The 22,764-nt window shown below is 71.1% G+C and carries 23 protein-coding genes; 17 read left to right on the top strand and 6 right to left on the bottom strand.

Annotated elements, in window-relative coordinates:
• The first annotated feature begins 436 nt into the window (after positions 1–436).
• The 3 genes from ABZ851_RS19840 (at position 437) to ABZ851_RS19830 (ending at position 2,984) form a co-directional block, all read left to right on the top strand.
• Positions 437–1,393 carry a heme o synthase gene (locus ABZ851_RS19840; protein ID WP_361129543.1) on the top strand — a complete coding sequence of 319 codons (957 nt, stop codon included), beginning with the start codon at positions 437–439 and terminating at the stop codon, positions 1,391–1,393.
• 23 nt (positions 1,394–1,416) lie between these two features.
• The gene (locus ABZ851_RS19835) at positions 1,417–1,800 is read left to right on the top strand and encodes a hypothetical protein (RefSeq protein ID WP_336049425.1); all 384 of its coding nucleotides are present in this window, start codon (positions 1,417–1,419) and stop codon (positions 1,798–1,800) included.
• Positions 1,801–1,937: 137 nt separating this feature from the next.
• The gene (locus ABZ851_RS19830) at positions 1,938–2,984 is read left to right on the top strand and encodes an amidohydrolase (RefSeq protein ID WP_361129096.1); all 1,047 of its coding nucleotides are present in this window, start codon (positions 1,938–1,940) and stop codon (positions 2,982–2,984) included.
• On the opposite strand, the gene ABZ851_RS19825 is transcribed toward ABZ851_RS19830, so the two are convergent.
• The 3 genes from ABZ851_RS19825 to ABZ851_RS19815 all read right to left on the bottom strand — a co-directional run bounded on the left by ABZ851_RS19825 (position 2,957) and on the right by ABZ851_RS19815 (position 5,924).
• Positions 2,957–3,955: a COX15/CtaA family protein gene (locus tag ABZ851_RS19825; RefSeq protein ID WP_361129093.1), complete on the bottom strand. Its 999-nt coding sequence runs from the start codon at positions 3,953–3,955 to the stop codon at positions 2,957–2,959. The two genes, ABZ851_RS19830 and ABZ851_RS19825, sit on opposite strands and share 28 nt — an antisense overlap.
• Positions 3,956–4,054: 99 nt before the next feature.
• Positions 4,055–4,873, bottom strand: coding sequence for an ABC transporter permease (locus ABZ851_RS19820; protein ID WP_361129091.1), 819 nt, complete (start codon positions 4,871–4,873; stop codon positions 4,055–4,057).
• 88 nt (positions 4,874–4,961) lie between these two features.
• Entirely contained in the window at positions 4,962–5,924 is a 963-nt protein-coding gene (locus ABZ851_RS19815) for an ABC transporter ATP-binding protein (protein WP_361129088.1), read from the bottom strand.
• A gap of 278 nt (positions 5,925–6,202) precedes the next feature.
• Here ABZ851_RS19815 and ABZ851_RS19810 point away from each other — a divergent pair, with 278 nt between their 5' ends.
• From ABZ851_RS19810 to ABZ851_RS19755, 12 genes are all read left to right on the top strand, one after another.
• The gene (locus ABZ851_RS19810; protein WP_336049430.1) at positions 6,203–7,063 is read left to right on the top strand and encodes an ArsR family transcriptional regulator; all 861 of its coding nucleotides are present in this window, start codon (positions 6,203–6,205) and stop codon (positions 7,061–7,063) included.
• Positions 7,060–8,481 (top strand): Fe-S cluster assembly protein SufB, encoded by a 1,422-nt coding sequence (gene sufB, locus ABZ851_RS19805; protein WP_086718023.1) that lies wholly within the window; start codon positions 7,060–7,062, stop codon positions 8,479–8,481. Before ABZ851_RS19810 ends, sufB begins: the two co-directional genes overlap by 4 nt.
• An 87-nt stretch (positions 8,482–8,568) precedes the next feature.
• Complete coding sequence (sufD, locus tag ABZ851_RS19800) at positions 8,569–9,753, top strand: Fe-S cluster assembly protein SufD (RefSeq protein ID WP_361129083.1); 1,185 nt, start codon at positions 8,569–8,571, stop codon at positions 9,751–9,753.
• The gene (locus tag ABZ851_RS19795; protein WP_361129081.1) at positions 9,750–10,067 is read left to right on the top strand and encodes a non-heme iron oxygenase ferredoxin subunit; all 318 of its coding nucleotides are present in this window, start codon (positions 9,750–9,752) and stop codon (positions 10,065–10,067) included. Before sufD ends, ABZ851_RS19795 begins: the two co-directional genes overlap by 4 nt.
• Before the next feature lie 7 nt (positions 10,068–10,074).
• On the top strand, positions 10,075–10,839 hold the full coding sequence (gene sufC / locus ABZ851_RS19790; protein ID WP_336049433.1) for a Fe-S cluster assembly ATPase SufC: 765 nt from the start codon (positions 10,075–10,077) through the stop codon (positions 10,837–10,839).
• The gene (locus tag ABZ851_RS19785) at positions 10,836–12,092 is read left to right on the top strand and encodes a cysteine desulfurase (RefSeq protein WP_336049434.1); all 1,257 of its coding nucleotides are present in this window, start codon (positions 10,836–10,838) and stop codon (positions 12,090–12,092) included. The genes sufC and ABZ851_RS19785 overlap by 4 nt, the downstream gene beginning before the upstream one ends.
• A 54-nt stretch (positions 12,093–12,146) precedes the next feature.
• Positions 12,147–12,605 carry a Fe-S cluster assembly sulfur transfer protein SufU gene (gene sufU, locus ABZ851_RS19780; protein ID WP_030411905.1) on the top strand — a complete coding sequence of 153 codons (459 nt, stop codon included), beginning with the start codon at positions 12,147–12,149 and terminating at the stop codon, positions 12,603–12,605.
• Positions 12,602–12,937 (top strand): metal-sulfur cluster assembly factor, encoded by a 336-nt coding sequence (locus ABZ851_RS19775; protein ID WP_129296992.1) that lies wholly within the window; start codon positions 12,602–12,604, stop codon positions 12,935–12,937. Before sufU ends, ABZ851_RS19775 begins: the two co-directional genes overlap by 4 nt.
• A gap of 130 nt (positions 12,938–13,067) precedes the next feature.
• Positions 13,068–13,388, top strand: coding sequence for a multidrug efflux SMR transporter (locus ABZ851_RS19770; RefSeq protein ID WP_361129076.1), 321 nt, complete (start codon positions 13,068–13,070; stop codon positions 13,386–13,388).
• On the top strand, positions 13,388–13,927 hold the full coding sequence (locus ABZ851_RS19765; RefSeq protein ID WP_361129073.1) for a TetR family transcriptional regulator: 540 nt from the start codon (positions 13,388–13,390) through the stop codon (positions 13,925–13,927). The genes ABZ851_RS19770 and ABZ851_RS19765 overlap by 1 nt, the downstream gene beginning before the upstream one ends.
• Positions 13,928–14,039: 112 nt before the next feature.
• The gene (dapD, locus tag ABZ851_RS19760) at positions 14,040–15,035 is read left to right on the top strand and encodes a 2,3,4,5-tetrahydropyridine-2,6-dicarboxylate N-succinyltransferase (protein WP_361129070.1); all 996 of its coding nucleotides are present in this window, start codon (positions 14,040–14,042) and stop codon (positions 15,033–15,035) included.
• 169 nt (positions 15,036–15,204) lie between these two features.
• The gene (locus ABZ851_RS19755) at positions 15,205–16,176 is read left to right on the top strand and encodes an EI24 domain-containing protein (protein WP_361129067.1); all 972 of its coding nucleotides are present in this window, start codon (positions 15,205–15,207) and stop codon (positions 16,174–16,176) included.
• Here ABZ851_RS19755 and dapA read toward each other — a convergent pair.
• The 3 genes from dapA to ABZ851_RS19740 form a co-directional block, all read right to left on the bottom strand.
• Entirely contained in the window at positions 16,085–17,044 is a 960-nt protein-coding gene (gene dapA, locus ABZ851_RS19750; RefSeq protein ID WP_361129064.1) for a 4-hydroxy-tetrahydrodipicolinate synthase, read from the bottom strand. The genes ABZ851_RS19755 and dapA overlap by 92 nt on opposite strands.
• A gap of 156 nt (positions 17,045–17,200) precedes the next feature.
• On the bottom strand, positions 17,201–17,350 hold the full coding sequence (locus ABZ851_RS19745; protein ID WP_176956553.1) for a hypothetical protein: 150 nt from the start codon (positions 17,348–17,350) through the stop codon (positions 17,201–17,203).
• Between the two features lie 124 nt (positions 17,351–17,474).
• Positions 17,475–19,313 (bottom strand): endonuclease/exonuclease/phosphatase family protein, encoded by a 1,839-nt coding sequence (locus ABZ851_RS19740; RefSeq protein WP_361129060.1) that lies wholly within the window; start codon positions 19,311–19,313, stop codon positions 17,475–17,477.
• Between the two features lie 254 nt (positions 19,314–19,567).
• Between ABZ851_RS19740 and ABZ851_RS19735 the strand changes: the two genes are divergently transcribed.
• Together ABZ851_RS19735 and ABZ851_RS19730 are read left to right on the top strand one after the other, a co-directional pair.
• Complete coding sequence (locus ABZ851_RS19735) at positions 19,568–21,085, top strand: hypothetical protein (RefSeq protein ID WP_361129057.1); 1,518 nt, start codon at positions 19,568–19,570, stop codon at positions 21,083–21,085.
• Between the two features lie 217 nt (positions 21,086–21,302).
• Positions 21,303–22,760 (top strand): alkaline phosphatase PhoX, encoded by a 1,458-nt coding sequence (locus tag ABZ851_RS19730; RefSeq protein WP_361129054.1) that lies wholly within the window; start codon positions 21,303–21,305, stop codon positions 22,758–22,760.
• Positions 22,761–22,764 lie beyond the last annotated feature (4 nt).

The raw sequence follows: 22,764 nt of genomic DNA, 5'->3' as shown, positions 1-22,764 counted from the left end.
TCCTCTCCACATGTCGAATGCCGCGGACGGTATGTCCGCCAGGCGGTGTCGAGCCTACCCCCGCAAGTGCGTGCGTCTTTTCGACGCTCAGTCGGTGTTTTCGGCGCTCAGTCGGTGCGTGCGTGACGGCAGCTCGTCGCTTTGGGCAACCACCTCACCACCGGGGGCATTCCCGGCCCCGAGGCGAGGCCCTAGGACCAGACTGCCGGGCGGCGGTCGCGTTCGCCTCCCGAACGCCGGGCGGCCACCGGCCCGCAGATGCCGTCGCCGCCCCGTGCCCCGACGCCCAACACGACCCCACCCCCGCGAAGATCGCCTTATGGCCAACGTCTAAAGTGGCGTGGTACGCGCAAGCCCTTCACCGGGTATTCACGGCCGGACGGGCTTGCAGGCCTTATCTCTTCCGCGGCAGAGGCCGCTGATGTTACTTCCAGGGGTGTGCGTGACGGCCGTCGAATCCCGTCCTGTGGGGGCGCTTTCTCCGGTCCCCGGGAGTCCTGGCGACCGGCCGCTCGGGGCCCGCGTCAAGGCGTTCGTGGCGCTGACCAAGCCGCGGGTCATCGAGCTGCTGCTGATGACCACGGTGCCGGTGATGTTCCTGGCGGCCAGGGGCGTGCCGGACCTGATGCTGGTGCTGGTGACCTGCGTCGGCGGTTACCTCTCCGCCGGCGGCGCCGCCGCGTTCAACATGTACCTCGACCGCGACATCGACGCGCTGATGGACCGTACGTCCCAGCGTCCCCTGGTCACCGGCATGGTGAGCCCCCGCGAATGCCTGGTCTTCGCGACCGCGCTCGCGGTGGGCTCCACGGCCCTGTTCTGGTTCCTCGTCAACCCGCTGTCGGCGATGCTGTCGCTCGGTGCGCTGCTTTTCTATGTCGTCGTCTACACGATGATCCTCAAGCGGCGTACCTCCCAGAACATCGTCTGGGGCGGCATCGCGGGCTGTATGCCGGTCTTCATCGGCTGGTCGTCGGTGACGAACTCCGTCTCGTGGGCCTCGTTCATCCTCTTCCTCGTCATCTTCTTCTGGACGCCGCCGCATTACTGGCCGCTGTCGATGAAGGTCAAGGACGACTACGAGCGCGCCGGGGTGCCGATGCTGCCGGCCGTCGCGGGCAACAAGGTCGTCGCGCGCCAGATCGTCGCCTACAGCTGGGTGATGGTGGCCGTCTCGCTGCTGCTGCAGCCGCTGGGCTACACGGGCTGGTTCTACACCGCCGTCGCGGTCGTCTGCGGTGCCTTCTGGCTCAAGGAGGCGCACGGTCTGCAGTCCCGCGCCAAGGCCGGGATCACGGGCGCCAAGCTCAAGGAGATGCGGCTGTTCCACTGGTCCATCACCTATGTGTCGCTGCTGTTCGTCGCCGTCGCCGTGGATCCCTTCCTTCGTTGATTACCGATGGGTAGCATGTCGGTATGGCAGACACCCAGCAGGCGGACGAGCAGACGGAGACGGCGGCCGACGTGAAGGCCGCGGCACGCACCGACAAGAGGGCCGGCAAGCACGCGGACCGGCTCGCCAAGCAGATCCGCGCGTTCGCCGCTTCGCACGGCGGCAGCGCCGAGGGCCAGCTCGCGCACCTCGGCCGGGGCCGCACCCGGATCGCGCTCGTCGGGGCCGACGGCGAGTGGGGCAACCTCGTCGCGGACACCTTCGGCTCCGCCAAGGACGCCGCCGACAAGGCCGGCCTCACGCTCCACGACGACTTCGACGGCGACCTCGCCGCCAAGGTCCGTACCGGCCGCTACGAGTGGTCCCGGATGGCGGGCATCCAGGTGGGCGGCCCGTCCAACGGCTGACGGCCCGGCGCCCGCGCGCCGTGCGCCGGAGCGCACGCCGGAAGCGGAGCCCGCTACCTCACCACCTCCTCGCCCGTTAAGCCCACCAGGTGTGGCGCTCCGGCCGCGCCCGGCGGGCCTACGGCGAGGAGAAGCGGATGGACGGCCTTCCGCCGCTCATCGATCAGCACAGCCACGGCGCGGTGCACGGTGAGCTCGGTCTCGGTTCCTTCGAGAACCACCTCGCCGCCGCGGTCGGCGCCCACGGCCCGGCCCCCGCGGGCACCAGCTACTTCGACAGCTTCACGGGCCTTGCGATACGCCGCTGGTGCCCCCCGCTGCTCGGCCTGGAACCGCGGTGCCCGCCCGCCCGCTACCTCGCCCGCAGGCGCGAGGTCGGCGCCTACCGGGCCGGCCGTCTGCTGCTGCGCGGCTCCGGCATCGGCACGTTCCTGCTGGAGACCGGCACCCCCGACGCCCTGACCTCGGCCGGCGAACTCGCCACCGCAGCCGAAGCCGGGGCCCACGAGGTCGTCCGGCTCGAACCGCTCGCCGAGCAGGTCGCCGACACCTCCGGCAGCGTCGACTCCTTCCTCGGCTACACCTCCGAGGCCCTGTACGCCGCGGCCCAGCACACCACCGCCTTCGCCTCCGGCGCCACCTACTGCGAGGGGCAGGCGCCCGGAGCGGGAGAGGTACGGCGCGCCGCGGACCGCTGGCTGCGCGGCCGCCGTCCGGGGGAGCGGCTGGGGGAGCCCGTGCTCGTACGGCATCTGCTGTGGAGCGCGGTGGCGACCGGCCTCCCGGTGCAGCTGCACTGTCCCGATCCGCGGCCGCTGGCGGCCTTCCTGCGCGCCACGGCCGGCCTCGGCCCGGCTCTCGTCCTGCTGCCGCGGGCGCCGCACCACCGGCGGGCGGCGGAGCTCGCCGCGGTACACGCCCATGTGTACGCCGACGCCGGGCCCCGCCCCGAGGACACGCTCGGCCGGGCACCGTTCGGCAAGCTGCTGTTCTCCTCGGGCGCCCGCGGGCTGCCCGAGCTGTATGTGACCGGCGCCCGGTGCTTTCTGCGGGCCATGGGCCGCCTCGTACGGGAGTGGGCCGACGAGGGGCTGTGCGGCGCCGAGGACGGGCGCCGGATCACCGAGATGGTCGGGTCGGGGACCGCGCGCCGGATCTACCGGCTGAGAGCGGAGGCCGGCTGAGGCTCCGGTGCCTCGCGCCCGTCCGCGGGGGCGGGCCCGTCGAAGCCCTCCAGGAGGCCGCGGTCGCGCAACGACAGGCAGAGCCGCAGCACCCAGATCCACACCAGGGACGACCCCAGCATGTGGAAGCCGATGACGATTTCGGGCAGGCCCATGAAGTACTGGACGTAGCCGATGACGCCCTGCAGGGCGAGACAGGCGAACAGCTCCAGGACCAGCCGCCGCGGGGCGGCCGGCGCCTTGACCGCGCGGAGCGTGAACCACAGGGCGACGGACAGGCCGACGACGATGTAGACGAAGTCCACGTGGAGCTGGGTGATCTCCTGCCAGTCCAGCGGGATGCGGTGCACCTTCCTGGCGTCGCCCGCGTGCGGGCCCGCGCCGGTGACGACCGTGCCGATGACGGTGAGCGCGGCGGTCGCCCCCACCAGCAGCCAGGCCAGCTGCCGCACCGGACGGGCGACCACATCACGCGGTGCGTCGTCGCCCTCGCACGCGCGCTTCCAGGACAGCACGGCGACCGTGAGCAGCGCCGTGGCCGCGAGGAAGTGCGAGCTGACGATGTACGGGTTGAGTCCGGTGAGGACCGTGATGCCGCCGACGACGGCGTTGCTCATGACGAGCCAGAACTGTGCCCAGCCGAGGCGGGTGAGCGAACGGCGCCGGGGGTGACGGGCGCGGGCGGCGATGATGAACACCCCGACGACCGCGCACAGCACATAGGTCAGCATGCGGTTGCTGAACTCGATGAGCCCGTTGATGCCCATCGCGGCGGTCGGCGTCAGGCTGTCCGGCGTGCACTTGGGCCAGGTCGAGCAGCCCAGTCCGGACTGGGAGAGCCGGACGGCGCCCCCGGTGACGACGATGATCACGGCCATCACCACGGTGGCCAGCGCGGCCCGTCGCACCAAGGCCGCGGACGGCTGCCAGCTGTGGGCGATCAGCTCAAGGGGATTCAGCGATTTCGGCACGGGAGACATCGTAAGCGGGCCCTTGTGCAAGTTTTCACGAGGGGTGCGCCGGGCGACGGTCCGCACGCGGAACCGCTCCGCGGCACGGCCGCCGGCGGCTCACTCCCAGCGGAAGAAGCGGGCCGCCGTGCCCAGCCCCAGCACCGACCAGACCGCCAGGATGCCCAGGTCCCGCCAGGGGATCTGGGCGCCGTGCTGGAGGACGTCGCGCAGCCCGTCGGACAGCGCGGCGATCGGCAGCAGCCCGAGCACGCCCTGGGCGGCCTCGGGGAACTTCTCCAGCGGAACGATCACGCCGCCGCCGACCAGCAGCAGCAGGAACACCAGGTTGGCCGCCGCGAGGGTGGCCTCCGCCTTGAGCGTGCCGGCCATCAGCAGGCCCAGGCCCGAGAAGGCGGCCGTGCCCAGCAGGAGCAGCAGCAGCACCGAGAGCGGATTGCCGTGCGGCGACCAGCCCAGCGCCAGGGCCACGGCCGTCAGCAGCACGGTCTGCAGCACCTCGGTGACCAGCACCGCGCAGGTCTTGGCGGTCATCAGCCCCCAGCGCGGCAGCGGCGAGACGGCGAGCCGCTTGAGCACGCCGTAGCGCCGTTCGAAGCCGGTCGCGATGGCCTGGCCGGTGAAGGCGGTCGACATCACGGCGAGCGCCAGGATGCCGGGCGCCAGGAAGTCCACGGCGCTGCCCTTGCCGCCGGCCGTGCCGGTGGGCACCGCGATGATGTCGACGGCGGAGAACAGCACCAGCAGCAGCGTCGGGATGATGACGGTCAGGAGCAGCTGCTCGCCGTTGCGCAGCAGCATCCTGGTCTCCAGGGCCGCCTGCGCGCGGATCATCCGGGGCAGCGGGGCGGCACCGGGCCGCGGGGTGAACGTGCCGGTGCCGGCGGCGGTGCCGTTTCCGGCCTCCAGGGCGGTCATGCGCGCAGCTCCTTGCCCGTGAGCTCCAGGCTGTGCTTACCCGGGGGGCGACCCCCGGACCCCCGGCCGAAAAGCGTGTGACCGTGATTCATGCGCGCAGCTCCTTGCCGGTGAGCTCCAGGAAGACGTCCTCCAGGGTGTGCCGCTCGACGGCTATCGCGTCGGGCATCACGCCGTTCTGGGCACACCAGGAGGCGACGGTGGCCAGCAGCTGCGGGTTGACCTTGCCGTGGACGCGGTAGACGCCGGAGGCCGGTTCCGTGGCGGCGCTGTCGGCGGGCAGCGCCTTGAGCAGCGAGGCGAGATCGAGGCCGGGGCGGCCGGTGAAGCGCAGGCTGTTCTCCGCGCCGCCGCGGCACAGCGCGTCCGGGGTGCCCTGGGCGATCACCCGGCCGCCGTCGATGATCGCGACATCGTCGGCCAGCTGCTCGGCCTCGTCCATGAAGTGGGTGGTCAGCACGGTGCTGACGCCGTCGGCGCGCAGCTCCCGTACCAGGTCCCAGGTGGCGTGCCGGGCCTGTGGGTCGAGGCCGGCCGTGGGCTCGTCGAGGAAGACGAGTTCGGGGCGGCCGACCACGGCCATCGCCAGCGCGAGGCGCTGCTGCTGGCCGCCGGACAGCCGCCGGTAGGGCGTCCGGCCGCAGCTGCCCAGGCCGAGCCGGTCGATGAGCCCGCCGACGTCGAGGGGGTGGGCGTGCAGGGTGGCGGTGTGCCGCAGCATCTCCTCCGCCTTGGCGCCCGCGTAAACGCCGCCGGACTGCAGCATCACGCCGATCCGCGGCCGCAGCGCCGCGGCGTCGGCGACCGGGTCCAGGCCCAGGACCCGGACGCGGCCGGCGTCCGGGCGGCGGTAGCCCTCGCAGGTCTCGACCGTGGTGGTCTTGCCGGCGCCGTTGGGGCCGAGCACAGCGGTCACCGCGCCGCGTGCGACGGTCAGGTCGAGGCCGTCCACGGCCGTCTTGGTCCCGTATCGCTTGACCAGGCCGGCGATCTCGACGGCAGGCTCTCGTCCGGGGGGCCGGGGGTCGCCCCCCGGGGAGGTGCTGGGCATGGCGGGCAGTCTACGGAGAGTGGCGGGGGGCTCTTCAACGGGGGCGAGGGTGCTTTTCCGCGCCCGGGTACGCAATCCGGCGGTGTGCGGCCCTGTCGGTTTTACCGCCCCGCACGCCCGGGTGCGCCCCACCGGGCGGGACCGCCCCGTCGCAGGTCGGCAGCGTTTTCGGGGCTCGGAAGGTACTTGAATTTAGGGCAGCCTAAGTGATAGAGGCCACCCGTCCGTGATCCGGACGAGGCTTGTATCGCTTCGGCGAATTACGCAACAATGACGTTGTGAAATACGCGAGCGAGGATCAGGAAGGGCCCGCGGTCGACCCGACCGCAGGGCCGGCCGCCTCCGCGCCCGAGCAGGCTGAGCAGCGCGCGGCGGACGCCGCGCCCGCCCCGGCGCCGCACGACGAACAGCAGGGCACCCGCAACCGGGTCGCCCGCTCCATCCTCGACCACGGCCCGTCCACCGCGGCCGAGCTGGCCCTGCGGCTGCGGCTGACCCAGGCCGCGGTGCGCCGGCATCTGGACGCGCTGGTGGCCGAGGGCGTCGTCGAGCCCCGCGAGAAGCGGGTCTACGGCGCGCGTGGCCGCGGCCGCCCGGCGAAGTCCTTCGCCCTCACCGACTGCGGACGGGACGCCTTCGACCAGGCCTACGACCAGCTCGCCTCCGATGCGCTGCGCTGGATCGCGCAGAGCGCGGGCGGCGGCGAGCAGGGCGAGGCCGCCGTCGCGGCATTCGCCCGCGCACGGCTCGCGGCCCAGGCCGAGGGCTACCGCAGGGCGGTCGAGAGCGCCGAGCCACAGGCCCGTACCGAGGCCCTGGCGAAGGCATTGACCGCGGACGGGTACGCTGCTACGGCGCGCAGCGCCCCCAATCCCCAGCTCGGTGAACAGCTCTGCCAGCACCACTGCCCGGTCGCCCATGTCGCCGAGCAGTACCCGCAGCTGTGCGAGGCGGAGACCGAGGTCTTCTCCCGATTGCTCGGGACCCACGTACAGCGGCTTGCCACCATCGCCCACGGCGACGGGGTGTGCACGACCTTCATCCCGAAGGCCGGTGCCGGCAAGGCCGCGCACAGCACCGCACGCACCACCAAGACCACCACAGCATCTGCAAGCACGGCCGGGAGGAACCCCGCATGACGCTCCCCACGGAGACTGCTCACCCTGAGCTCGAGGGCCTGGGCAAGTACGAATACGGCTGGGCCGACTCCGACGTGGCCGGCGCTTCCGCGAAGCGCGGTCTTTCCGAGGCCGTCGTCCGCGACATCTCGGCGAAGAAGAACGAGCCGGAGTGGATGCTCAAGCTCCGTCTCAAGGGCCTGAAGCTTTTCGACAAGAAGCCCATGCCGAACTGGGGCTCGGACCTGTCGGGCATCGACTTCGACAACATCAAGTACTTCGTCCGCTCCACGGAGCAGCAGGCCGCCTCCTGGGAGGACCTGCCCGAGGACATCAAGAACACCTACGACAAGCTGGGCATCCCCGAGGCGGAGAAGCAGCGCCTGGTCGCCGGTGTCGCCGCGCAGTACGAGTCCGAGGTCGTTTACCACCAGATCCGCGAGGACCTGGAGGCGCAGGGCGTCCTCTTCCTGGACACCGACACCGCGCTCAAGGAGCACCCGGAGATCTTCCAGGAGTACTTCGGCACGGTCATCCCGGTCGGCGACAACAAGTTCGCGTCGCTGAACACCGCGGTGTGGTCCGGCGGCTCGTTCATCTACGTCCCCAAGGGTGTCCACGTCGACATCCCGCTGCAGGCCTACTTCCGGATCAACACCGAGAACATGGGCCAGTTCGAGCGGACGCTGATCATCGTCGACGAGGACGCCTACGTCCACTACGTCGAGGGCTGCACGGCGCCGATCTACAAGTCGGACTCGCTGCACTCCGCGGTCGTCGAGATCATCGTGAAGAAGGGCGGCCGCTGCCGCTACACGACCATCCAGAACTGGTCGAACAACGTCTACAACCTGGTGACCAAGCGCGCCGTCGCCTACGAGGGCGCGACCATGGAGTGGGTCGACGGCAACCTCGGCTCCAAGGTGACGATGAAGTACCCCGCCGTCTACCTGATGGGCGAGCACGCCAAGGGCGAGACCCTGTCCATCGCCTTCGCGGGCGAGGGCCAGCACCAGGACGCCGGCTCCAAGATGGTCCACATGGCGCCGAACACCTCCTCCAACATCGTCTCCAAGTCGGTGGCGCGAGGCGGCGGCCGGACCTCCTACCGCGGTCTGGTCGAGATCGGCGAGGGCGCCGCGGGCTCCAAGTCCAACGTGCTGTGTGACGCCCTCCTGGTGGACACCATCTCGCGCTCGGACACCTACCCCTACGTCGACGTCCGCGAGGACGACGTCTCCATGGGCCACGAGGCGACCGTCTCCAAGGTCAGCGAGGACCAGCTCTTCTACCTGATGGCGCGCGGCCTGTCCGAGGACGAGGCCATGGCGATGATCGTGCGCGGCTTCGTCGAGCCGATCGCCCGTGAGCTGCCGATGGAGTACGCGCTGGAGCTGAACCGGCTGATCGAGCTGCAGATGGAAGGCGCGGTCGGCTGACGGCCCCGGCACACTCAACGACCGACGCGGCGGCCGTCCTGCGGGCAGGCCGAGGATCGCAACCAGAAAGCGAGCACTACAACAGCCATGGCTGAGGCTCAGAACATCCCGGCCGGTTCCACGACCACCGGATCCCTTGCGGTGGCCGCGGAGTCCACCGTCGCCACCCGGATGAGCGCCCCGCCGTCCTACGACGTGGCGGACTTCCCGGTGCCGCAGGGCCGCGAGGAGGAGTGGCGCTTCACGCCCCTCGCGCGCCTCAAGGGCCTGCACGACGGCAGCGCCGAGGCGGGCGGTCCCGACCTGAAGATCGACATCACCGCTCCGGAGGGTGTCACCCACGAGCTGGTCGACCGCGACGACCCGCGGGTCGGCAAGGCCGGCACGCCCGTCGACCGGGTCGCCGCGCAGGCGTACAGCTCGTTCGAGAAGGCGTCGGTGATCTCGGTCCCCCAGGAGACGCAGCTCTCCGAGCCGATCCGGATCACCGTCCACGGTGAGGGCGGCACGGCCTACGGCCACCAGGTCATCGAGCTCGGCGCGTTCGCCGAGGCGGTCGTGGTCATCGACCACACCGGTGACGCGGTGCTCGCCGCCAATGTCGACTACCTCCTCGGTGACGGCGCCAAGCTGACCGTCGTCTCCGTCCAGGACTGGGACGACCACGCCGTCCACGCCGGGCAGCACAACGCCCTGGTCGGCCGGGACGCCGGTTTCAAGTCCGTGATCGTCACCTTCGGCGGCGACCTCGTCCGGCTGCACCCGCGCGTCACCTACGCGGGCCCCGGCGGCGAGGCCGAGTTCTACGGTCTGTACTTCACCGAGCAGGGCCAGCACCACGAGCACCGGCTCTTCGTCGACCACGAGGCGTCCAACTGCCGCTCCAACGTCGTCTACAAGGGCGCGCTGCAGGGCGACGACGCGCACGCCGTGTGGATCGGTGACGTGCTGATCCGCGCCTCGGCCACCGGCACCGACACCTACGAGCTCAACCGCAACCTCGTCCTCACGGACGGCGCGCGGGTCGACTCGGTCCCCAACCTGGAGATCGAGACCGGCGAGATCGTCGGCGCCGGCCACGCCTCGGCGACCGGCCGCTTCGACGACGAGCAGCTCTTCTACCTCATGGCCCGCGGTATCCCGGCCGACGAGGCCCGCCGGCTGGTCGTCCGCGGCTTCTTCGCCGAGCTGGTCCAGCAGATCGGCCTCCCGGACGTCGAAGAGCGTCTGATGAGCAAGATCGAGGCCGAGCTGGAAGCGTCCGCGGCATGACGTACGTACGCGCAGCGGCGCTGAGCGAGCTGGAGGAGGACACCCCCAAGCGGGTGGAACTCGACGGCACGCCCGTTTCCCTGGTCCGCACCGAGGGCGAGGTGTACGCGATCAACGACATCTGCTCGCACGCGAACGTCTCCCTCTCCGAGGGCGAGGTCGAGGACTGCTCGATCGAGTGCTGGCTGCACGGTTCGAGCTTCGACCTGCGCACCGGCAAGCCGAACGGCCTTCCCGCGACGCGCCCCGTCCCCGTATACCCCGTCAAGATCGAAGGGGACGACGTGCTCGTCTCCGTCACCCAGGAGTCCTGAGTTCCCCATGGCAACGCTTGAGATCCACGACCTGCACGTCTCCGTCGAGGCCGAGAACGGCCCGCGCGAGATCCTGAAGGGCGTCGACCTGACCGTGAAGCAGGGCGAGACGCACGCCATCATGGGCCCCAACGGCTCCGGCAAGTCGACCCTCGCCTACTCCCTCGCGGGTCACCCCAAGTACACGATCACCGGTGGCACCGTCACCCTCGACGGCGAGAACGTCCTGGAGATGTCCGTCGACGAGCGCGCGCGGGCCGGCGTCTTCCTCGCCATGCAGTACCCGGTCGAGGTGCCCGGCGTCTCGGTCTCCAACTTCCTGCGCACCTCCGCGACCGCGATCCGCGGCGAGGCCCCCAAGCTGCGGCTGTGGGTCAAGGAGGTCAAGGAGGCCATGGAGCGCCTGCAGATGGACCCCTCCTTCGCCGAGCGCAACGTCAACGAGGGCTTCTCCGGCGGTGAGAAGAAGCGCCACGAGATCCTTCAGCTGGAGCTGCTGAAGCCCGCCATCGCGATCCTCGACGAGACCGACTCCGGTCTGGACGTCGACGCGCTGCGCACCGTCTCCGAGGGCGTCAACCGCGTCCGCGAGACCGGCGAGGTCGGCACCCTGCTGATCACCCACTACACGCGCATCCTGCGCTACATCAAGCCCGACCACGTCCACGTCTTCGCCAACGGCCGGATCGCCGAGTCCGGCGGCGCCGAGCTCGCCGACAAGCTGGAGGCCGAGGGCTACGAGGAGTACACGAAGGGTGGCGCAACCGCGTGACACAGCTGCCGGGCCTCCTCGACACCGAGGCGATCCGTAAGGACTTCCCCATCCTGGATCGTCAGATCCACGACGGACGGAAGGTCGTGTACCTGGACAACGCGGCGACCTCGCAGAAGCCGCGTCAGGTCCTCGACGCCCTGAACGCCTACTACGAACGTCACAACGCCAACGTCCACCGCGGCGTGCATGTGCTCGCCGAGGAGGCCACGGCGCTGTACGAGGGCGCGCGTGACAAGGTCGCCGCCTTCATCAACGCGCCGAGCCGCGACGAGGTGATCTTCACCAAGAACGCCTCGGAGTCGCTCAACCTCGTGGCCAACATGCTCGGCTGGGCCGAAGAGCCCTACCGCGTGGACCGCGAGACCGAGATCGTCATCACGGAGATGGAGCACCACTCCAACATCGTCCCGTGGCAGCTGCTCTCGCAGCGCACCGGCGCGAAGCTGAAGTGGTTCGGCATCACCGACGACGGACGTCTCGACCTGTCCAACATCGACGAGATCATCACGGAGCAGACGAAGATCGTCTCCTTCACGCTGGTCTCCAACATCATGGGCACCATCAACCCGGTCGAGACGATCATCCGCCGTGCCCAGGAGGTCGGCGCGCTGGTCTGCATCGACGCCTCGCAGGCCGCCCCGCACATGGTGCTGGACGTCCAGGCGCTGCAGGCCGACTTCGTGGCCTTCACCGGCCACAAGATGTGCGGTCCGACCGGTATCGGTGTGCTGTGGGGCCGCCAGGAGCTGCTGGAGGACCTTCCGCCGTTCCTCGGCGGCGGCGAGATGATCGAGACCGTCTCGATGCACTCCTCGACCTATGCGCCCGCGCCGCACAAGTTCGAGGCCGGTACGCCCCCGATCGCCCAGGCCGTCGGCCTCGGCGCGGCCGTGGACTACCTCGCCTCGATCGGCATGGACAACATCGCCGCGCATGAGCACGCGATCACCGAGTACGCCGTCAAGCGGCTGCTGGAGGTCCCCGACCTGCGCATCATCGGCCCGAGCACGGCCGAGGAGCGAGGGGCGACGCTCTCCTTCACGCTCGGCGACATCCATCCGCACGATGTCGGCCAGGTGCTGGACGAGCAGGGCATCGCGGTCCGCGTGGGTCACCACTGCGCACGGCCGGTCTGCCTGCGCTTCGGAATTCCTGCGACCACGCGAGCGTCGTTCTATCTGTACTCCACGCCCGCCGAGGTCGACGCCTTGGTCGAGGGCCTGGAGCACGTCCGCAACTTCTTCGGTTAAAAAGACCCAGCCGGTTAACAAGCACAGCGGATGAGGACGAGGACTGACTGAGCCGTGAAGCTGGATTCCATGTACCAGGACGTCATCCTGGACCACTACAAGCACCCGCACGGGCGCGGTCTTCGGGACGGCGACGCCGAGGTGCACCATGTCAACCCCACGTGCGGTGACGAGATCACGCTGCGCGTGCGGCTCGACGGCGCGACGATTGAGGATGTGTCCTACGAGGGCCAGGGCTGCTCCATCAGCCAGGCCAGCGCGTCGGTGCTCAACGACCTCCTGGTCGGCAAGGAGCTCGGCGAGGCGCAGAAGATCCAGGAGACCTTCCTGGAGCTGATGCAGTCCAAGGGACAGGTCGAGCCGGATGACGCCATGGAGGAGGTGCTGGAGGACGCGGTGGCGTTCGCCGGCGTCTCCAAGTACCCGGCGCGTGTGAAGTGCGCGCTGCTCAGCTGGATGGCCTGGAAGGACGCCACGGCCAAGGCCCTCTCCGAGGAGGCGAAGACCGCATGACCGACACCCCGACCACCACCAAGCCGGCCTCGGAGGAAGAGGTCCGCGAGGCGCTGTACGACGTTGTCGACCCCGAGCTGGGCATCGATGTCGTCAACCTGGGGCTGATCTACGGCATTCACGTCGACGACGCCAATATCGCCACCATCGACATGACGCTGACCTCCGCGGCCTGCCCGCTGACCGACGTCATCGAGGACCAGGCGAAGTCCGCCACCGACGGCATCGTCAGCGAACTGAAGATCAACTGGGTCTGGATGCCCCCGTGGGGCCCGGACAAGATCACCGACGACGGCCGCGAGCAGCTGCGCGCGCTGGGCTTCAACGTCTGACGAGATCTCCTTGAGCGTACGGCCGTGCCCGCCAGTCACCACTGGCGGGCACGGCCGTCTCGCGTGCCGGGCGAACCGGTCCGCGCACGCATATGTACGACCGTACGCAACGTTGTGTACGGTCGTACGCATGGTCTATCTGACGCTCGCCGGAGCGATCCTCTCCGAGGTGCTGGCGACCACCGCGATGAAGTACAGCAACGGCTTCAGCAAGCTGTGGCCCGCGCTGGCCACCGCGCTGGGCTATCTGCTCGCCTTCGCGCTGCTCGCCCAGACGCTCAAATCGATGAGCGTCGGCACCGCGTACGCCATCTGGGCCGGTGTCGGAACGGCGCTGATCGCCGCGATCGGGATGGTGTTCCTGGGGGAGAGCACCAGTGCGCTGAAGGTCTTCGGCGTACTGCTGGTCATCGCGGGTGTCGTGGTGCTCAATCTGGACGGGGCGCATTGATGGCCCGGCGCTACGACCCGGACCGGCGGCAGCGGATCATCGACGCGGCCATCGCCGTGGTCGGTGAGCGCGGGATCGCCGGGCTCAGCCACCGCGCGGTGGCCGCCGCTGCGGATGTCCCGCTCGGCTCGACCACGTACCACTTCGCGACCCTCGACGAGCTGCTGGTCGCCGCGCTGCGGCAGTCCAACGTCGTGTGCCTGGCCGACTTCGCGCGCTGGGTCGACGGCATCGACCCGGCGGCACCGCTCGCCGAGGAGGTCGCGAGGCTGGTCGAGGAGACACTGAGCGGCGACCGCAGGCGGATGGAGCTGGAGTACGAGCTGTATCTGGCGGCGCTGCGGCACGAGGCGGTGCGGCCGGTCGCCGCCGAATGCCTGGACGAGATGGTGCGGCTGCTCGGAGCGCGGATCGGCGACCTGCGCACGGCGCGGACGGTGGTGGCCCTCACCGACGGGCTGGTGCTGCAGCATCTGCTGACCGGGCAGCCCTTCGACCCCGAGGTGGTACGGGCCGGGCTGGCCAGGGTGCTGGGCTGAGCCGGCCCGGCCGTCGGGCGGGCTGCAGCGGACCGGTGGAGGCGTCCCACGGCCCGGCCCGGCGGTTGAGACCGGTTCGCCTCGGCGGGCGCCCTCCGGTTAGGTTTCGGACATGACCGATGCTGCTGTTTCCGCTCCCCGTACCACCGGCGCCGTCGCCGCCGGGCTCGCCACCGTCACCTCCGACGGCACCGTTCTCGACACCTGGTTCCCGGCGCCCGAGCTGGTCGGTGCGCCCGGCCCGGCCGGCACCGAGCACCTCGACGACGAGCGCGCCACCGAACTGCTGGGCGCCGCCGCGCTCAAGGCGATCGGCCCCGACCCGGTCCGTGGCGTCGAGGTCGTCGCCGTTCGTACGGTCATCGCCTCCCTCGACGACAAGCCGCTGGACGCGCACGACGCCTACCTCCGCCTCCACCTGCTCAGCCACCGGCTGGTCAAGCCGCACGGACAGAACCTGGAGGGCCTTTTCGGGCTGCTGTCCAACGCCGCCTGGACCTCGCTGGGCCCGGTGCCCGTCGACCAGGTGGAGACGGCGCGGCTCAACGCCCGCGCCGAAGGCCTGCATCTGATGGTCACCAGCATCGACAAGTTCCCCCGGATGACCGACTATGTCGTGCCCACCGGGGTGCGGATCGCGGACGCCGACCGGGTGCGCCTGGGTGCGCACCTCGCGGCCGGCACCACCGTCATGCACGAGGGCTTCGTCAACTTCAACGCCGGGACGCTGGGCACCTCCATGGTCGAGGGCCGGATCAGCGCGGGCGTGGTCGTCGGCGACGGCTCCGACATCGGCGGCGGCGCCTCCACCATGGGCACCCTCTCGGGCGGCGGCAAGCAGATCATCTCCATCGGCGAGCGCTGCCTGCTGGGCGCGGAGTCGGGCATCGGCATCGCGCTCGGCGACGAGTGCGTGGTCGAGGCCGGGCTGTACGTGACCGCCGGTACCCGTGTCACGCTGCCCGACGGCCAGATCGTCAAGGCCCTGGAGCTCTCCGGCGCGGACAACATCCTCTTCCGCCGCAACTCCACCACCGGCACCGTCGAGGCCCGCCCGAACAAGGCGACCTGGGGCGGCCTCAACGAGGTGCTGCACAGCCACAACTGAGGCCATGGGCCGGGCCGGTCGTGCGGCCGGCCCGGCACGGCAGCGTCAGCGGCCCGGCGGGGGAGACCCGCCGGGCCGCTTCGGCTTCCGCCCTCTGCCGCCCCTCCTGCCCCAGCCGCCCCTGTAGTCCCGGTCCTCGCGCCGCCGGGACGCCGTTAGGCTGTGTGCCATGCGTGATCTTGCAGCGGGGATGCGGTATCTGGGTAAGGGGCAGCGCTGGGTCGCCCGGCACGGCCGGTGGTGGGGGTTCGGGCTGATCCCGGCGCTGATCGCGCTGGTGCTGTACGCCGCGGTGCTCACCGTGCTCGCCCTCTGGTCCGGCGATATCGCGGCCTGGGCGACGCCGTTCGCCGATGACTGGGGCTCGCCCTGGCAGGGGCTGCTGCGCGGAGTGTTCGTGGCGCTGCTGTTCGCCGGCGGGCTGATGCTGTCGGTGCTGACGTTCACCGCCGTCACCCTGCTGATCGGCGACCCCTTTTACGAGTCGCTGTCGGAGAAGGTCGAGGAGTCCGAGGGGTACTGCCCGCCGTCCCCTGACCGCCCGCTGTGGCAGGAGATCTGGATCGCCCTGCGCGACAGCGTCCATGTGCTGCTGCGGGCCGCCGGGTTCGGGATCCTGCTGTTCGCCCTCGGGTTCGTGCCCTTCCTCGGGCAGACGGTGGTCCCCGCCGTCGGCTTCTGCGTCTCCGGCTTCTTCCTCACCGTCGAGCTGACCTCGGTGGCCCTGCAGCGCCGGGACATCCCGGTGCGGGAGCGGCTGCGGCTGCTGCGGGGCCGTAAGGCGCTCGCGGTCGGCTTCGGCACCCCGGTCGTGCTGCTGTTCCTGATTGCGTTCGTCGCGGTGGTGCTGATGCCGGGCGCGGTGGCCGGCGCGACGCTGCTCGTACGGGACCTGGTGGCGGACGAGGAGGAGCCGCCCGCGCCGGACCGGGACGCGGCCGCGGCGGGGCACGACCCGGCCGCCGGCGCGGCGTACGGACAGCCGGGCGCGCCGTACGCGCAGCCGGGGGCCCCGGGCGGCTTCGGGGCGGCGCCCGCGCCCTACCCCGCTAACCAGGGACAGCCGCAGGCACCGCAGCAGTATCCCCGTCCGCAGTCCGGTCCAGGGTCGTCCGCAGCGCGTCCGCCAGCCGCCTGGTGAGCTCGGCGTCCGCCGCCAGCAGGGGGCCGCGGACCGGGCCCGCGGGCAGGCCGAGGTGGTTGAGCAGCGCCTTCACGGTGACCGCGCCGGGGTGCTCGCCGCCGGTCACCGCCTCGATGAGCGGGATCAGCGCGAGCTGACGGCGGGTCGCCCCGGCCGTGTCGCCGGCGTCGAAGGCGTCCAGTACGGCGCGCACCGCCCGCGGCGCGGCATTGCCGGCGGTGCTGACGCAGCCGGCGCCGCCGAGCGCACGGAGCGGCAGGATCTGTTCGTCGCAGCCCGCGTAGTAGGCCAGGCCCGTCGCGGCCAGCACCTTCGCCGACTTCAGCGGGTCGTAGGCGCAGTCCTTGACCCCCGCGATCCGCGGATGGGCGGCCAGTCGCAGCAGCGTTCCGGCGGTCAGCGCGGTGCCGGTGCGGCCCGGGATGTCGTAGAGCATCACCGGCAGTCCGGTGGCGTCCGCGACCGTCCGCAGGTGGTGGGCGACGGCTTCCTGGGTGGGCCGTGAGTAATACGGCGTGACCACCAACAGGCCGTGGGCGCCCGCCCGTTCGGCGCTGCGGGCCAGGGCGGCGGAGTGGCGGGTGTCGCTGGTGCCGATCCCGGCGGTGATCCGGGCCCGGTCGCCGACGGCCTCGACCACGGCCCGCAGCAGGGTCTCCTTCTCGGCGTCCGAGGTCGTCGGGGACTCCCCGGTGGTGCCGCTCAGCACCAGGGCGTCGCAGCCGCCGTCGTCGACGAGGTGGGTGGCGAGCCGCTGAGCGCCGTCGGCGTCGAGCGTGCCGTCGGCGGTGAACGGGGTGATCATGGCGGTCACGACGCGGCCGAAGGGCGGTACGGCCGCCGGGGGTCTGCGGGGAGTGGTCATGGTCTCCGTGCCAGGGATCTGGGGGCGCCTCATGTGTCACGTCCACTGAGTTGTGCCGGCTGAGGTGTGAAGCAGCGCTGCGTCCGGCACAGGGCCGGAACGCGAAGCGGCCGCCGCGCCTTCCGGTGCGACGGCCGCTCGGGCATCACAGGCCCATCACGCGCCAGTCAGGCCATTCCGCGAACGCTTCAGGTCCTGGGTCCGCTCGGAAGCGGACTCCTCCGACGACTTCGGCTTCCGCTGGTCGGTGCGCCGCTCGGCGGCACGGTCCTTGTTGCCCGACTTACGGTTCTGGGACTTCGGCATGATGACTCCCTATGTCTCGCCGAATGTTTCTTACATGCCCAGTACCGCACCCCCCGCGGCAGTTGGCCCCCCGGCGTGGGCCAGGCGGGTGACGGGAGGGTCACACGGGGTGACATGCCGCGGACTACGGCTTGATGCGCAGCACCTGCGGATCGTGGTCGCTGGCCTGGTCGGCGTACTCCGCGTTGAGGTGCACGATGTCGTAGTCGGACCGCGTCAGCGGACGGCTGGTGAGCATGTGGTCCAGCACCTGTGAATTGCCGCTGTAGACATAGCCGTAGCGCTCGGCGGCGGGCAGGCGGCGCACCTGGTCGGTGAGCACACCGCCGGCGGTGAGGTCCTTCAGGGCCGGCGAGAACTGGTAGTCGTTGAGGTCACCGGCCACCACCACACCGGCCTTCGGGTCCTTGGCCAGCAGATCCTTGACGAAGGTGTTGACCAGGCGGGCCTGGGCGGTGCGCTGGGTCTCGGAGCTGCGGGCCGGGGGCTGGAAACGGCTGTCCAGACCCTGGTCGCCGCCCTTGGAGTTGAAGTGGTTGGCGATCACGAAGACCCGGCTGCCGGGGCGGCTCTTCGCGGAGAACTGGCCGACAAGAGGCTTGCGGCTGGTCTTCCACGCCTCGTCGGCGGGCGCGATCCGGCCCGGGGACGCGGACAGCGAGGCCTTGCCGTGGTCGTCGACCACCTTCACCGGGGTGGTGGCGTCGCCGCCCTTGATGTCCGTGAAGGACGCCCGCTCGGGGTTGAACAGGAACGCCGTGCGGATGTTGCCGCCGGGCTGGCCGCCGTCCTGGTCGTTGACCGGGTCGATCTGCCGCCACTCGTACGCCGGACCGCCGGCCGCCTTGATCGCGTCGGTCAGCTTCTTGAGGGTTTCCCCGGCGGTGACCACGCCGTTGTCCTTGGGGCCGCTGTCGTCCTGGACCTCTTCCAGCGCCACGACATCGGGCGAGGACAGGTTCTGCACCAGCGCCTTCGCCAGCCGGTCGAACTTGGCCTGCGGGGTGACGGGGGACAGGTTCTCGACGTTGTAGGTGGCCACCGCCAGCTCATCGGACTTCTGCTTGCGGGTGGTCTCCGGCGCGGGGCTGTCACCGGTGACCTTGCCCAGCTCGGTGGCCTGCAGGGTGTAGCCGCCGAAGTTGTCGTAGTCCAGCGGCCCGGCGGTGGTGCCGGACAGCGCCTGGCCGACGTCGGCGACCGGGAACGGCTGCTGCGAGAACGGGATCAGGGACGCCACCTTGACCCGGCCGCCGTTGGGGTCCGCGTACGAGCCGTAGAGCGTCCCGCCGCGGGCGGTGCGGTGGTGGCCGGGCTCGGCGGTCACCCACAGCTCGTGGTAGCTGCTGGTCGGGCCGACGACCGGGGCGTTCGAGACGGAGACCCGCATGCCCTCCAGGGACTCGTAGCGGTCCAGGGCGTACGACGAGGGGCGCAGCTTCAGTGACTCGATGCTGTTGCCGCCCGCGGAGGGGGCGTAACGATTCGGCAGCGAGGCCGGGTTGAGCGTGAAGGCGGCCGGCAGCGGGGCGCCGGAGGAGGTGGTCTTCCAGGTCGCACCGGTGATCTCGGTGACGGACTGCAGACCGGCGTCCTTGCCGCCCGGGTAGTACTCGCTGACCGTGCCGGAGAAGGTGATCGCGTCGCCGACGGCGACCTTCGGCGTCTCCTTTCCGGTGAAGACGAAGACCGCCTCGCTGGTGGCGGGGTTCTTGTCCGGGTGCGGGTCCTGCACCCAGAAACCGCGCGCCGAGCCGAACGAGCGGATCGCGGTGACAGTGCCGGGCACCTCGCTGACCTGCTGGCCGGCCAGCGGGGATATGCGGGTGCTGCCCTGGATGTCGTGGATCCGGGTGCCGGCGGCGGAGGCGGACTGCGTGGCGGTCAGCAGTCCGCCGGCCAGGGCGGCACAGATCACCGCGCCGAGCGTGACCGGTCTGCGGAGTGAACGACGGGACGGCATGGATGCCTCCGAGGTATATGGGGGGTGGCCGGAAAGGTGCGTGCGGAGCCGGACCGGCGCGCGCTACGCGCGTCGATCTGCGTCAATCTCTTGCGCACACAGGGGAGTTGTCAAGCTTCTCCCGGTGACCGGCAGGGGACGCGCGGGTGAACCGTCCGGGTTACGGCGAATTCCGTCTACGCTGGGGCGGCGCATCCCCCAGCTACCGCTGGGAGGCACCCCAGCCGTAGTCCGTCCGAGGAGCTGAGCACCCGATGTCCGCAGACCGCCCCACCCTGCCGCCGGTGCGGCTGCACTCCGAAGCGGAGCTGGCCAGGGACGCGCTGAGCGCCCCCCTGCTGGCCCGGGCGGCGAAGCTCGCCCGCTGGGCCGAACGGGGTGTCCCGGTCGGCGTCGGCGGCCAGATCCTCGACGAGCCGCTGGCCGCCGCCACCGAGCACCTGGGCCTGGCCGGCGACGAGGACGGCGCCGCCTGCACCGCCGAGGCCTGGCAGCTGGCCGTCGACACCGGCCTCGTGGAGATCGAGGAGAGCGCCGACGGCGAGGACGGCGACGACCTCCCCGACGATGCCGCCGCCGGCCTCGCCACCCCCGGCGAGGAGCTTGCCCTTCTCACCTCCGGCAGCCCGCAGGACATCCTCGACATCTGGCTGGGCGGCATGGAGACCGTGCTCGCCGATGCGGCCGCCCCCGACCTCGCCGATCTCGCCGACCAGCTCACCGAGGGCGGCGAACTCGACCTGGACGCGATCGACTGGAACCCGGAGGAGGAGGCCGAGCTGCTGGACGGCATCCTCGGCAACCTCTATCTGCTCACGGCCCTGAACGAGAGCCCTGACCAGGACGTTCCACTGCCCGCGCTGGCCGCCTCCATGATCGTCCCGGAGGACATGGACGAGCCCACCGACGACGTCCTCGAAGAGGTCTCCGAGGCGATGATGCGCCTGGACGACCAGTTCCGGGTGCTGGAGCCGATCGGTCTGGTCGCCTACCGGCCCGTCGACGAGGCGCTGATCGAGGAGCTGGACGAGGACGGCGAGACGGTCCTTGCCCAGGGCTCCGCCGAGGGGGCTTCGGCCGCGGGGCCGCTGACCGACGAGGACGTCTCCCGTTACGGCCTGGTCCGCCTCACCCCGCTCGGCGTCTACGCGGTACGCGCCCGGATGCTGGATGCCGGGGTGGACGCCCCGGCGGTCGGCGACCTCGCCGACAAGGGCGCCGATGCCCTCCTGGAGGCGCTGCCCGACTACCCCGAGGCGCTGGCCCAGGCCGAGTCCGAGCTGTGGCTCGCCGCCCGTACGCCCCTGGACGCCGCACGGGACCTGCTCACCGCCGCCCGCGGCGACGACGACCGCGCCCCGCGGCGCCGGCTGGCCGCCCAGCAGACCCTCTCGCTGGTCTCGCCGGACGCCGAGGCCGCGCTGCGCGAGGTGCTGGACGACCGGCAGCTCGGCGGCCTGGCCCGGGTCTGGCTCGCCGAGCGGGCGCTGCCCGGCATCCCCGAGCCCTCCCAGGAGATGATCTTCTGGCTGACGGTGGACACCATCGCGGCGCAGCTGGAGAGCGCCGAGGAGGACGCCACGGGCGAGCTGCGCGACCTGGTGCAGGGCCTGACCGAGCAGCACGGCGGGTTCTTCGACACGGCCTGGCGGGTGGACCACCCGGCCACCGCCGACGTCCTGGAGGCCATGGGCCGGCTGCACCCGGACAAGAAGGCGGCCAAGGAGGCCCGCAAGGCGGCCTTCAAGGCGCGCTCGCGGCAGTCCGGCTGAACCACCGGGCACCGCCGGGGCGGACCAGCTCGCGGGGAGACACCCCCTGCGTCCGGGGCCGGCCGGCGGATCAGGACCTTTCCCGGCCCTGATCCGCCGGACCGGCCCCAACTGCTTCCTGGATGTCGCACCGCGTTCAACTGGAGTTCGACGACGCACGAGAGCGTGTGCGGCGCAGGCACAGGGGATGCAGAAACCGGCCATCCAGGAGATGACAATGCCGCTCACCCGCAGAGACTTCGCCAAGCGCTCCGCCCTCGCCGGCGCGGGGGTCACGCTGGCCGGGAGCGTCGGGGTGCTGGCCACCGCGCCCGGGGCCCTGGCCGGGGAGGCGCCGGACGCCGGCCAGGGCGGTGCGGCGGACGCCGCCGGTCAGGGCATCGGCTACGGCCCGCTGGTCCCGGACCCGGACGGCATCCTCGCGCTGCCCGCCGGGTTCTCGTACAAGATCATCACGCGGACCGGCGTCACCAAGCTCGACAGCGGCGAGTCCACCCCCTCCAACCACGACGGCACCGGCACCTTCGCCGGCCACCGCGGCACCACCCTCCTCGTCAACAACCACGAGCTGAAGGGCCCGCGCGCCGACTGGCCGCACCCGGTGCCGCTGGCCGAGGGGCTGGTCTACGACCCGGCGGCGGCCGGCGGCTGCACCGTGGTCGAGGTCGCCAAGGACGGTACGCCGGTCGGTGAGTGGGTCGGCATCGCCGGTACCTCCACCAACTGCGCGGGCGGCACCACTCCTTGGGGCACCTGGCTCACCTGCGAGGAGAACGAGGACAAGGCCGGCCAGCACGGCATGACCAAGGACCACGGCTACGCCTTCGAGGTCGACCCGCACGACCTCCGGGCCGGCCGCAACCCCAAGCCGGTCAAGGCGCTGGGGCGCTACGCCCACGAGGCCGTGGTCGTCGACCCCCGGCGCGGCCACCTCTACCTGACCGAGGACGCCTCCGACCCCAACGGCCTGTTCTACCGCTGGACCCCGCCGCACGGATTCCGGCACGGCCGCGGGCAGCTGCGCACGCTGGCCGATGACTCCGGCGTGCTGGAGGCCTTCAAGTGCTTCGACTCCGGCGGCCGGTTCGTCGACGACCTCTCGCGCGCCACCAAGACCGGCACCGTCTACGGCGTCGACTGGGCCGAGGTGCCCGACCGCGACGCCCGCAAGGTCTCGGTGCGCAAGCAGTTCAAGGACGGTGAGGTCACCCGCGCCCGCAAGCTGGAGGGCCTGTGGTGGGCGGACGGCGGTGCGTACGTGGTGTCCTCGTACGCCCGCGACGAGAGCCCCGTCCAGCACGACGGCCAGGTCTGGTTCTACGACCCGCGGCGGCGGACCCTGACGCTGAAGGTGCTGCTGGGCGTCAACAAGGAACCGTCGAAGGACGGCGCCCTGGACGGCCCCGACAACATCACCGTCTCGCCCTACGGCGGGCTGGTCATCGCCGAGGACGGCGAGGGCGTGCAGCACCTCTTCGGGGCCACCGAGGACGGCCGGACCTACCCGATCGCCCGCAACGACCTCAACATCGGCACCGCGGACGAGCCGGAGTTCAGTGAGTTCACCGGGCCGGTGTTCTCCCCGGACGGGCGCACGCTGTTCGCCAACATCCAGGAGCCCGGCATCATGCTGGCCATCACCGGCCCCTGGAAGCGGCAGCGTCGTCAGCCGTAGCGCC

The sequence above is a fragment of the Streptomyces sp. NPDC047049 genome (assembly GCF_040643995.1).
GTDB classification, from domain to species: domain Bacteria; phylum Actinomycetota; class Actinomycetes; order Streptomycetales; family Streptomycetaceae; genus Streptomyces; species Streptomyces mooreae.
This window is presented reverse-complemented; position numbering and strand designations above follow the sequence as displayed.